9 protein-coding genes are annotated in these 11,268 nt (G+C 48.9%); 3 read left to right on the forward strand and 6 right to left on the reverse strand.

Going from position 1 to position 11,268, the window contains the following annotated elements:
- Positions 1 to 354 precede the first annotated feature (354 nt).
- Positions 355 to 1,257, forward strand: coding sequence for a 30S ribosomal protein S6--L-glutamate ligase (gene rimK, locus KDK17_RS12525; protein ID WP_257275316.1), 903 nt, complete (start codon positions 355 to 357; stop codon positions 1,255 to 1,257).
- Positions 1,258 to 1,268: 11 nt separating this feature from the next.
- Entirely contained in the window at positions 1,269 to 2,297 is a 1,029-nt protein-coding gene (locus KDK17_RS12530; protein ID WP_257288203.1) for a succinylglutamate desuccinylase/aspartoacylase family protein, read from the forward strand.
- 88 nt (positions 2,298 to 2,385) lie between these two features.
- Here KDK17_RS12530 and KDK17_RS12535 read toward each other — a convergent pair whose 3' ends face one another.
- The 5 genes from KDK17_RS12535 to phnR form a co-directional block, all read right to left on the reverse strand.
- On the reverse strand, positions 2,386 to 4,113 hold the full coding sequence (locus KDK17_RS12535) for a putative 2-aminoethylphosphonate ABC transporter permease subunit (RefSeq protein WP_257275314.1): 1,728 nt from the start codon (positions 4,111 to 4,113) through the stop codon (positions 2,386 to 2,388).
- 16 nt (positions 4,114 to 4,129) lie between these two features.
- Positions 4,130 to 5,188: a putative 2-aminoethylphosphonate ABC transporter ATP-binding protein gene (locus KDK17_RS12540; RefSeq protein ID WP_257254359.1), complete on the reverse strand. Its 1,059-nt coding sequence runs from the start codon at positions 5,186 to 5,188 to the stop codon at positions 4,130 to 4,132.
- 90 nt (positions 5,189 to 5,278) lie between these two features.
- Positions 5,279 to 6,301 (reverse strand): putative 2-aminoethylphosphonate ABC transporter substrate-binding protein, encoded by a 1,023-nt coding sequence (locus KDK17_RS12545; RefSeq protein WP_257254358.1) that lies wholly within the window; start codon positions 6,299 to 6,301, stop codon positions 5,279 to 5,281.
- 177 nt (positions 6,302 to 6,478) lie between these two features.
- The gene (locus KDK17_RS12550) at positions 6,479 to 7,147 is read right to left on the reverse strand and encodes a phosphonatase-like hydrolase (protein WP_257254280.1); all 669 of its coding nucleotides are present in this window, start codon (positions 7,145 to 7,147) and stop codon (positions 6,479 to 6,481) included.
- A gap of 99 nt (positions 7,148 to 7,246) precedes the next feature.
- A complete protein-coding gene (gene phnR, locus KDK17_RS12555; RefSeq protein WP_257280984.1) occupies positions 7,247 to 7,972 on the reverse strand; it encodes a phosphonate utilization transcriptional regulator PhnR in 726 nt (241 codons plus the stop codon).
- A 268-nt stretch (positions 7,973 to 8,240) separates the two neighbouring features.
- Here phnR and phnW point away from each other — a divergent pair, with 268 nt between their 5' ends.
- Positions 8,241 to 9,392, forward strand: a complete 1,152-nt coding sequence (gene phnW, locus KDK17_RS12560) for a 2-aminoethylphosphonate--pyruvate transaminase (RefSeq protein ID WP_257275311.1) — start codon at positions 8,241 to 8,243, stop codon at positions 9,390 to 9,392.
- Between the two features lie 159 nt (positions 9,393 to 9,551).
- Here phnW and KDK17_RS12565 read toward each other — a convergent pair whose 3' ends face one another.
- Positions 9,552 to 11,063 carry a YifB family Mg chelatase-like AAA ATPase gene (locus KDK17_RS12565; protein WP_257255457.1) on the reverse strand — a complete coding sequence of 504 codons (1,512 nt, stop codon included), beginning with the start codon at positions 11,061 to 11,063 and terminating at the stop codon, positions 9,552 to 9,554.
- Between the last annotated feature and the right edge of the window lie 205 nt (positions 11,064 to 11,268).

The following is an 11,268-nucleotide window of genomic DNA, read 5'->3' on the forward strand; positions in this document are numbered from 1 at the left end:
TTCTTCACCCGCTTCTTTCAGCTGTCCAAGTCTGCGTATACTATGACTCCGTAGGTGTCTGAATGGTCGGCCAGAAATCCGACCGGATTTGGAGGGTTTAAGTGTGCTTCAGGAGTATTTTTATTTCCGGGTTCTGCTCAGTCTCAGATTACCCAAAGTCATAGAACCTGTCTTGATGCAGCACTGTTGCCAGAATCAAAACGGTCATGGCTGCTGCCCCGGCCTGTTTGTCCGGCATCTTTGAAACACTCAGCGATTAAGGTAAAAACCATACGTAAGTGCTCATGCATATTTGGACTAGATTAAGGGTTCTTATTCCTTCGGGCTTCTCTCTTGAAGTGGACTGGAGTCAATATGAAAATTGCAGTACTGTCTCGTAACCCCAAATTGTACTCAACTCGTCGCCTGAAAGAAGCGGGTGAAGAACGAGGTCATGAAGTTGATGTTATTGACACACTCCATTGCTATATGGATGTAACACGCAGTCGCCCCACTGTTCGTTGTGGCGGTGAGTCGCTTCCTTACTACGATGCTGTCATACCAAGAATTGGAGCTTCCATTACATTTTATGGCACGGCCATCGTCAGGCAGTTTGAAATGATGGGCACTTTCTGTGTGAATGAATCTGTTGCCATTACCCGCTCACGCGATAAATTACGTTCTTTACAACTGTTGTCACGAAAAGATATTGGATTACCAAGAACAGGTTTTGCCAGTAAGCCCGAAAATGTAAAGGATCTCATCAAGAACGTAGGCGGAGCACCAGTCGTAGTAAAATTACTGGAGGGTACTCATGGTATCGGTGTAGTTCTGGCATCTACTCAGAGAGAGGCAGAAGCAATCATTGAAGCTTTTATGGGGTTAAAAGCGAATATATTAGTACAGGAGTTTATTAAAGAAGCAGGCGGTGCAGATCTCCGTTGTTTTGTGATTGGTAGCAAAGTTGTAGCAGCTATAAAGCGACAAGCAGCAGATGGAGAGTTTCGCTCAAACCTGCATCGCGGCGGAACAGCCACACTCGTCCGTTTGTCAAAAGAGGAGAGAGCAACTGCAGCTAATGCCGCAAAAGTCATGGGACTGAACGTCTGCGGTGTCGACCTTTTACAATCTGACAATGGCCCAGTGGTTATGGAAGTTAACTCCTCTCCGGGTTTGGAAGGTATTGAAAAAGCAACTGGAAAAAATGTTGCTGGCATGATCTACGAATTTATTGAAAGCAAAACAACGAAATCAACCCGAACTCGTGGAAAAGGCTAAAGGTAGCAACGATGTTAGTACCAGATATCAGTATTGGTGGTTGTGTGATTAAGGCCGGGCAGACCAGGCAAGTTCGTCTGGAGGTTGCAAAGCTATATACCGATACGAATTTTTCGGTACCTGTACATGTCATACACACTAGAAAACCTGGTCCAAAGGTCTTTGTGTCCGCAGCCATTCACGGCGATGAGCTGAACGGTATTGAGATTATTCGCCGGCTCATCAATTTGAAGACATTTAAAGTGACTGCGGGTACGTTAATTCTTGTGCCCATGGTTAATGTTTATGGGGTGCTTTATCAAAGCCGGTATCTCCCGGATCGTCGAGACTTAAACAGAAGCTTTCCCGGTTCCCCGAAAGGCTCACTTGCGAGCCGGTTAGCGCACATGTTCCTGACAGAAATAGTCAGCCTTTGTGAATGCGGTATAGACCTTCACACAGGGGCTATACATCGCTCAAATCTGCCTCAGATTCGTGCCAATTTAATGGACACAGAAACTCTGAGCCTGGCAAAAGCGTTCGGGGTACCCGTTTTATTGAATGCCAATATTCGCGACCAGTCCCTTCGGCAGTCAGCTGAAGAGCATAATACACGTATACTGCTATATGAAGCTGGAGAAGCCTTAAGGTTTGATGAAGTCAGTATACGTGCGGGAGTTAACGGCGTTATCAATGTTCTGGCTAAGCTGGGGATGGTCAGATTGAGGCGCAAGGTAAAATCCTTCACACCTTATATAGCTAACAAAAGTTCATGGGTCAGAGCTAATGCCAGCGGTATTTTCAACTCACTTAAAAAACTGGGCGATCAAGTTGATAAAGGAACCCCGTTAGCTACTATTGGAAGCCCGTTTGGTGAAATCATTGCTCTGGTCAAAGCCGCACAGGCAGGCATCATTATTGGTAAACAGAACATTCCTCTTGTTCAGGAAGGTGAGGCTGTGTTTCATATCGCTTTTTTTTCCGAACCTGATAATGATGTTGCTGAGGATATAGGTATGATGCAGGAAGCGTTGCAAACTGAATCACCGGTTTTGGAGTAACCAAAGCGGCTTGATGAATGTTCCGGGATAAATAGCCGACCAGAAATCTGGCCGGACTTGAAGGGGCTTAAGCTTACTTGACATTGCTTCAGGAGCGTTTCCATTTCTGGGTTCTGTTCAATAGCAGCTTACCCAAAGTCATATGACCTATTTTAACGCAGGCTGCGGTCGCCAAAATCAAAACGGCCATGGCTGCGGCCGGGCCTGTTTGTCCGGCATCTTCCATATTCATTACAGAAACGGAAGCCAACATCGTATCGGTGGAATATAGGAAAACGACAGCCGATGTGGTGGTCAGGGCATTGACGAAAAGGTAGATCGCTATATCCAGCAGAGCAGGTGTGCAGACCGGCAGGGATACTTTAAGGAAGGCTTTGTACTGAGGAATTTTGAGCGATGCGGCTACCTGTTCGATCTCAGCGGGTAACTTCTTCAGGGCGGTCAATGCCGTCAGGTGCCCCACGGTGAAGTAGTGGGCTGTGGTATTGATGACCAGAATCGCCATGGTTCCGTAGAGTATTCCCAATGGATTACCGGCTTGGTTAAAGAAGAAAATATAACCCAGACCCAGCACCATACCGGGTACTGCCATCGGTAACATGGCCATAATGTGGATAAAGTGTTTCAGAATGGGTGGCAACTTACTTTTTTCCACATTGTAAGCCGTAATGAAAATAATCAGGGTTCCGGCAATAGCCGTGTAGAACGCCATTTCCAGAGAGTTGAGGTAGGGCTCCCAGCCATTGGCACTGAACTTTTCAAAGTGATAATTGTTCCAGGACAGCGCCATGTTCCAGGGCCAGAAAGTGACCAGTGAGCCATAAATCGCCATGCCCACCACGGCCAGAATGGCCAGAGAGATCAGGCTGCAAAGCAGGAAAAAAAGGCCATCCTTCACAGGGTTTCGCTCAGGCTCAAAATTGACAGAACGAGCGCCAAACAATTCTTTCTGTTTTTTCTGAACTCTGTGATCAATGACAAACGCTAATAGCGCCGGTATCAGCAAAAGCACACTGATGACGGCACCCATGGCAAAGTTCTGCTGACCGGCGACCTGTTTGTAGATATCGGTGGCCAGTACGTTATATTGGCCGCCAATCACTTTCGGGACACCAAAGTCGGTGACGACCAGAGTGAAAACGACAGTGACTGTGCTGATCAAACCAAATTTGGCCGCTGGAAGAGTGATCGTTGTGAAGGTTCTGAACGGAGAAGTCCCCATGGAACGTGCTGCTTCATAGAGTCTGGCGTCGGAAGTCGAAAGCGCGGTCGTAAGAATCAACAGGGCATGGGGAAAGGTCCAGAAAGCCAGACCCATAACAATACCGGGCAGGCCGTAAATAGAATGACCGAATAGCAGGTCTACAGCTACCCCCTGATTGCCAAACAGATAAATCATACTAATGGCAGGCAGCAGGGAGGGCGCCAGTATGGGTAACATGCCCAATACCTTGAAAAGTGGTTTGAGAGGCATCTGCGTCCGTGTCAGTCCGTAGGCAAACAGGAATGACAAGCTAACAACTATTGTCGTAACAATGGCACCCGCTTTCAGCGTATTGCCAATGGACTGGCTGAGAGCCGGGTTGCCAAGATACTCAGCAAAGTAATTCAGACCAATAAAAGCCCCATCGCTGTCCTGAACACTTCTTGCCAGCATCGACAGAAGTGGCAGTAACAGTGTAATGATCAGATATAGAACAACCGCTGCGATGACCAATCCAAGAACCCATTGATCCTTGCCGATGGCTGGCAGCAGAGATTTCCGGCTCAGTGCTGGAGAGTCTGCGTCCGCCGGGGTGTGTGTAGAGATACTCATAGTCAAAGCGGACTCATCATACTGCGGGGAAGACATGGATATGTTTTTCACTCAGGGACAATTGGTTCAGGCTCCCCGGTTCAAGCTCCAGAGCGGCCAGCTGGTGGATAGGTACATCGACTTTAATCAGCCGCTCAGTGCCCCAGCCCACAGGACTGCATTCTGCACGAACGAAGGAACCCTGAAACTCCAGATTTTCGACACTGACTGGCAGTGCAGACTGGCCTTCACTGAAGCTCAGGTCTTCCGGACGTATTCCAAGAATGACTTTTCTCGCTGTTGATTCAGCCACTGGCAAAGAGAGCGTCTGATTGGCCAGCTGGATCTGGTTGTTGCTGTTGGTATCACCTTCCAGAAAGTTCATGGCACCGACAAATTCAGCAACGAAGCGAGAAGCCGGGTGTTTATAAATATCTTCAGGCGTGCCTGTCTGTTCAATGTGTCCGTGATTCATCACCACAATGCGATCAGCCATGGCCATGGCTTCTTCCTGGTCATGAGTCACCATGATGGTGGTAATGCCCAGTTTTCTTTGCAGCTTACAGATTGTTTCCCGCAATCTGATTCTGACTTTGGCATCCAGGGCAGAGAGAGGCTCATCAAGCAGTAACAGTCCCGGAGAGAGTGCCAGAGCTCTGGCCAGTGCTACACGCTGTTGTTGGCCGCCAGATAGCTGAGAAGGAAATTTGGGGCCGGAATCCGGCAGACCGATAATGTCTAGCCATTCGTTAACACGCTTTTCGACTTCTCGTTTGGATTGACCCTGGTTTTTCAAACCGAAACCAATATTCTCTGCGACACTCAGGTTGGGGAACAGGGCATAGGATTGAAAGACAATGCCAAAGTCTCTTTGTTCAGGTGGAAGTGATGTTATGCGGGTGCCATCCTGCCAGATCTCTCCCTGGTGACAGGCTTCCAGTCCGGCAATCATTCTCAGTAGTGTCGTCTTTCCGCAGCCAGAAGGGCCGAGAAAACAGATGAATTCACCTTTGTTTACGGACAGGGAAATTTCTTTGAGGGCGGTGAAATCGCCAAAGCTTTTCCCCAGGCTTTCGATGGTGAGAAAGGGTTGCATAGCGTTAACTTCCTAAAGCTCTAAACCTGAAAAGCCGCTTATTCCCATTGGGGAATAAACGGCGCTTTCTGCATTATTGCCGGTGAGACATCAAGATTTGGGTTCAGACATATGGTCGAAACGCTTGGACCACTCAGCGAGCACAGTCTCACGCTCACTGGCCATTTCACCAAAGTCCATATCCACCATGGCGCTTTCAACATCTGGATAGTTGGGCACTTTTTTACTGACGTCTTTGTGGCCCACAACGGGGTAAGCCTCAACATATTGTTCATTGGCCTGCTGGCTGAGAGACCAGTCGATCAGTTTTTTCGCAGCTGCAGCCTGGTCGGTGCCTGCCACCAAACCAACTGACTCCACATCCCAGCCAATGCCGCCTTTGGGAAGAATCAGGTCCAGTGGTGCGCCCTGACTTTTCAGTTGGGCGCCACGAACGGCCATGGAAATACCAATAGCCACTTCACCCATGGCAGCCTGAACGCAGGGCTTGGAGCCTGAGTGAGTGTATTGGGCCATGTTGTTGTTGAGCTTATCCATATAGGCCCAGCCCTTGTCTTGGCCCATGCTTTGTAGCCAGGCGGAAACCTGCATATAGCCAGTACCGGAAGAGGCCGGATTAGGCATGGCAATCTGACCCTGATAGACCGGATCAAGCAGGTCTTGCCAGGATTGAGGTTTGGGCAGATTTTTGGCTTTGGCTACTGCTTCGTTGTAGCAAATCACGTTGAAGTAAGCCTGATTGCCAAACCAGGCTTTGGCGGCTTCAGGATCAACCAGCTGTGCCTTGATTTCATCCAGACCTTTAGGCGTGTATGTGTCCAGCACGCCTGCATCCTTCAGCAGTGCCATGCTGGAACCGGCCAGACCCCATACGACGTCTGCCCTGCTGTTATTTTTTTCTGCCAGCAGTTTAGCCGTCATGATGCCGGTAGAGTCCCGTACCCATTTGATGCTGACATCCGGGTTTTCCTGCTCAAAGGCTTTTTTGTAGCGATTCAGAAGGTCAGTCTCAAAAGCAGTATAAACCGTCAACTCCACAGGAGATGCGGCAAAAGATGAGGCGCTGAAAATCGAAGTGACTGCAAGGGTCAGGGCTGTCAGATGCTTTTTCATGGGTCTCTCCAGTCAGACAATCATTTTATTCTGGTCAATACCAGAAGGGATGACAGAATTCTACGAGAAGGAGGTGACTAAAATATTACAGATCTTTTGCGTCTCTGTGACATTTTTAATTGGAGAGGCGAGACTATGGAGTCACCCAGCCGGGGATAGCAGGTGGGTGACGAGCGTTTAAATGTGTTTGAGAATCTCGGTTAAGCTATCGAGCACTAGCGTTGGCGCGGCTCTTGCCAGTTGCTCCCGGCTCTGGGCTCCGGTGGTCACACCAACGGTGATACCACAGTGGGCATTTTTTCCTTCCTCAATATCAATGGCAGAATCACCCGCTTTAAGCACTTGTGAACTGTCGTGAACGCCGGTTTTCTCCATGGCCAGTTCAATCATGTCGGGTGCAGGTCTGCCGTTTGTAACATCATCCGCTGTAACCAGAGCATCGAATTCGACTCCGGGCATCCAGTTCATCTTTTTCAGCAGGCCTGTTGCTACCTGATGGCTATAGCCGGTATTAAGTGCAACCCTGATGCCTCTTGCCCGCAGCTCCTTCAAAAGCTCGGGCACGCCGTCGAATGAGGTCACTGCCAGTTCCGCATAAGCTTGTGTCAGTTGTTTTTTAAAGGACTGGAAGATTTTTTCCGAGTCCGAGTGGTCGAAGCCTTTGGACGACAGAGTATCTTTTATGGCCTGATGTTTTTCTTTGCCTGCACCGTGCTCAAGGACTTCATCCAGGGTGAAGTCGTAGCCAGCGTCGACAAGACTCTTATGAACCGTTTTGTAAACGACGTTGTCCTCATTGACCGTGGTACCGGCCATATCAAAAACGGCGAGTTGAATTTTGCTCATTGTGACCTCTTTTCAGTGGTTAGATCTGGAAATTAAAACTTTATGAACGCTCATTAATAGATTGCTCGTGCCGTGGACACCAGATGGTATTTGTAGCTCTCAAGCCATAGGGTTTATAGTGGTGTTGGCTGCAATAACCACTGCATCCTGTCGCCAATACTCGAAGTCACAGTCAATCAATAGATTCGACTGATCGTAGTTTGTACGCTCAACCAGTAAGCCAGAACTGCCAGTGGTGACCTTGAGATGAGAAGAAGCCTCGGCATTCAGACCGACAGGATACAACCTGAAGCTGACACGGGCATAACGTCGGTTGTAATGTTCCTGATAGATATCAGACAGTGATCGGGACAGGTCGTGCTGAAGCAGATCCGGGAAGTAGGCAGGGTTCATGTAATTTTCTACATACAGGACATTCCGCCCATCCACTGAACGAAGGCGTTGCAGTCGATACACCGGGGTCAGAGCTGGAATCTGAAGCAGCTTCTGAACTCTGGTGGGGGCTGGCACCAAATCGGCATGGAGCATCCGGGTACCAGGCACTCTGCCCTGATGTGTGACGATGGTGTGAAAGTTAGCATTCACTGTGGGGTCGTAGGTCACTCTTTCTGGTGAAACAAACCAGCCTCTGCGATCTTCGCGATAGACCAGTCCGTCGGCTTCAAGTGATGACAATGACTCTCTGAGTGTAATGCGGGTGGTGCTGAATTTTTCACTCAGCAGTCGCTCCGAGGGCAGCTTGCTTCCAGGTTTCAATGCACCACTTTCAATCTGCTCATGCAGGGCTGTACGGATGATTTGATACTGATTTTTTCCCTGTCCCATAAATACTGTTCTCTCAGGGTCAATGGATTCTCAACTGGTATATACCATACTAAGCCGTATTTATGACAATTAAATGATCGCTGTTATGACAATTAAATATTCGTTTCACTGAGGTCTGGGTCTTCTTTATCCGGGGTTTTCAGACTGGAATGTGAAGTTTTTGTGAAGAATGTCCATTGGCTATTTACAGAAAAAAGTGACCCCGTCATGATTTTATGCAAATTGGTATATACCAGAAGATTGAAGTTTATGTTTCTACAGGTGTCTCATGAAAGCCATGCCTACAAAAGAAGTGTCAACTGTGAAAGAAAAGAGTCTGGAAAACCCCTATCTTCTGCTGACTCCCGGGCCTCTCTCTACCTCGGCCAGTGTTCGTGAAGCGATGCTGCGAGACTGGTGCACCTGGGATGATGATTACAACCTTGGCGTGGTGGAAGAGATCCGCAGTCAACTGATAAAGCTGGCCTCGGGTACTGAGGATTATACTGCCGTCCTCATGCAGGGCAGTGGCACTGCTTCGGTAGAAGCAACGATCGGGTCAGTGATCTCTGATGAAGGCAAGCTACTGGTTATTAATAACGGGGCTTACGGTGCCCGCATCGCCGAGATTGCCGAGTATCTCAAGATTCCTCATAGCGTTCTGAATTGTGGCGAGATCAGTCCTCCGACACCTGAAAAAATCGAACAGATACTGTTTGAAGATAAAGCCATCACCCATGTCGCCATTGTTCATTGTGAAACCACAACAGGCATGTTGAATCCTATTGAAGTCATAGCACCTGTGGTGAAGAAACATGAATGCATTCTGATTGTGGATGCCATGAGCAGTTTTGGCGGTGTCCCGATTGATCTTGCCGGGCTGGGCATTGATTTTCTGATCAGCTCTGCCAACAAGTGTATTCAGGGTGTTCCCGGTTTTGGCTTTGTCATAGCCCGTCGCACTCTTTTATCCCAATGCAAAGGGCTGGCCCGCTCCCTGTCTCTGGATCTCTATGATCAGTGGCAGTGCATGGAAAAAAATCATGGCAAGTGGCGCTTTACTTCTCCCACTCACACCGTGAGGGCTTTTCATCAAGCTCTGGCTGAGCTGAATGAAGAGGGCGGGATTGCTGCCCGTCACAAGCGTTACTCCACCAATCAGCGTTTGCTCGTCCAGGGTATGAATGAACTGGGCTTCAGATGCCTGTTAGACAATAAGCTACACTCTCCGTTTATTACTTCTTTTTACTCTCCAGAGCATCCCGATTATGAATTCCTCCGCTTTTATGAGCAGCTGAAAGGGAAAGGTTTTGTCATTTATCCCGGTAAAGTGTCTGATGCCGACTGTTTTAGAATCGGCAACATCGGGGAAGTCTATCCAGAAGACATCAGTCAATTAATTAAAGCGGTTTCAGAAAGCATGTACTGGCAGGGGCATTGATGTCGCTGAGGTGTCAACAAGTTCTCTGAACCAGAGGGTAAAATGCTGAAGCAGTACGACCTGGAAAATCAGGCCGTACTGACCTTCAGGGCCACTTTTTACATAGCTCGACACCATCAAGTTTCTTGAAGATGATGGACCTGCTCTAAAACCGGGAGGCTAACCTGACTCACGATCCAGCTTTCTGTAATGCACTGCTTCAGCAAGATGTTTTTGTTGAATATCTTTTTCCTTATCGATATCGGCCAGAGTTCTGGCCACTCTCAATATTCGGTGTACGGCTCTGGCCGAGTAACCCAATTTGTCACAAAGTCGGGTCATGAAATTCTGTTCTTTTTTATTCAGCGAACAGTATTCATTCATCTCACTGGCAGACAGCCGTGCGTTGGGTTTCCCCTGCCTGCATTGCTGGATAGATCTTGCCTCAATCACCTGCTGACGGATTTTTTCAGTTGAGAGGTTTTCATCTTCGGACCGGCTTTCAAAAAGTCGCTCCGTTTTCTGACTGGAGACCTCTATTTGCAAGTCTATGCGATCCAGTAATGGGCCTGATATTTTTCGTTTATAGCGTCTGACTTGCTCAGCAGAACATTGGCAGGCTTTCTGTGGGTCTCCAAGGTATCCGCAGGGGCAGGGGTTCATGGCGGCAATTAACTGAAAGCCTGCCGGGAAACTGGCCTGACCTTTGGCGCGGGAAATAACCACTTCCCTTGTTTCCAGGGGTTCTCTCAGCACTTCCAGGGCCACTTTTTGAAATTCCGGCAGTTCATCCAGAAACAGGACACCGTTGTGTGCAAAGGAAATCTCTCCCGGTCGGGGTTGGCTGCCGCCACCCACCAGAGCGACGGCAGAGGCCGTATGGTGAGGGTTGCGAAAGGGGCGCTGTTTCCATGACGGCGGCTGGTTGTAGGAAGACAAAGTATGTATGGCGGCTACTTCCAGAGCCTCATGATCATTCATCTCGGGAAGAATCCCCGGCAAGCGACTGGCCAACATGGTTTTACCGGTACCCGGAGGACCGTAGAAAATCAGATGGTGAGCACCAGCGGCTGCTGTCATTAACCCTCGTTTAGCCTGTTGCTGGCCTTTTACATCCAGCAGGTCGGGGTAATCAACAGGGCATTCATTCCTGTTGCAGGTGGCTTCTGACAGATGTTCATTACCGGTGAGATGAGCGTAGACTCTGAGCAGGTTGTCTGCACCCAACACTTTTGCATCAGGGCAAAGGGCTGCCGCCTGTGCATTCAGCTGGGGAAGCATCAGTGTGTGAGACGATTGACTGCAGGCTATAGATGCTGGCAATGAGCCTGTGATCGGTCTCAGTTCGCCAGACAGGGCCAGTTCACCAAGAAACTCATAACCTGCCAGCGACTCAGGCTTGAGTTGACCTGATGCCGCAAGGATGCCCAGGGCGATGGGCAGATCAAAACGACCGCCTTCTTTAGGAAGGTCCGCAGGTGCCAGATTGACAGTAATACGGGAAACAGGAAACTCAAAACCACTGTTGAGGATTGCGCTCCTTACCCTGTCTTTGCTCTCGCGAACAGCGGCTTCCGGCAGACCCACCATATTCAGGGCTGGCAGACCTGCCGACAAATGAACTTCAACCGATACGGCAGGTGCATCCAGCCCGGTTTTGGCGCGGGTTTGAACAACAGCTAACCGCAGCATAAACACTCCCTTCTTTCTGTACTTTTGTTTTTATTGTTGCGGCAGACCGAAATGGAATGCCTGTGCAAAACTGAAGGGTTGAGAATAGCAGTAATTCAGAGATCTGCTCTTGATTAAATCCGCAACGAGCGCAACACTCGCTGTTATGGCTAAGGTTCAAGCTACCTTGTCAAACACTTAAGAAAGATATTTCTGGCACCGTTGA

This window comes from Endozoicomonas sp. SESOKO2 (assembly GCF_024606245.1).
GTDB lineage: Bacteria > Pseudomonadota > Gammaproteobacteria > Pseudomonadales > Endozoicomonadaceae > Endozoicomonas_A.

Bases quoted from the DNA above. Each gene is read 5' to 3' on its own strand.
- rimK (WP_257275316.1), top strand. From the start codon at position 355: ATGAAAATTGCAGTACTGTCTCGTAACCCCAAATTGTACTCAACTCGT.
- KDK17_RS12530 (WP_257288203.1), top strand. From the start codon at position 1,269: ATGTTAGTACCAGATATCAGTATTGGTGGTTGTGTGATTAAGGCCGGG.
- KDK17_RS12535 (WP_257275314.1), bottom strand. From the start codon at position 4,113: ATGAGTATCTCTACACACACCCCGGCGGACGCAGACTCTCCAGCACTG.
- KDK17_RS12540 (WP_257254359.1), bottom strand. From the start codon at position 5,188: ATGCAACCCTTTCTCACCATCGAAAGCCTGGGGAAAAGCTTTGGCGAT.
- KDK17_RS12545 (WP_257254358.1), bottom strand. From the start codon at position 6,301: ATGAAAAAGCATCTGACAGCCCTGACCCTTGCAGTCACTTCGATTTTC.
- KDK17_RS12550 (WP_257254280.1), bottom strand. From the start codon at position 7,147: ATGAGCAAAATTCAACTCGCCGTTTTTGATATGGCCGGTACCACGGTC.
- phnR (WP_257280984.1), bottom strand. From the start codon at position 7,972: ATGGGACAGGGAAAAAATCAGTATCAAATCATCCGTACAGCCCTGCAT.
- phnW (WP_257275311.1), top strand. From the start codon at position 8,241: ATGAAAGCCATGCCTACAAAAGAAGTGTCAACTGTGAAAGAAAAGAGT.
- KDK17_RS12565 (WP_257255457.1), bottom strand. From the start codon at position 11,063: ATGCTGCGGTTAGCTGTTGTTCAAACCCGCGCCAAAACCGGGCTGGAT.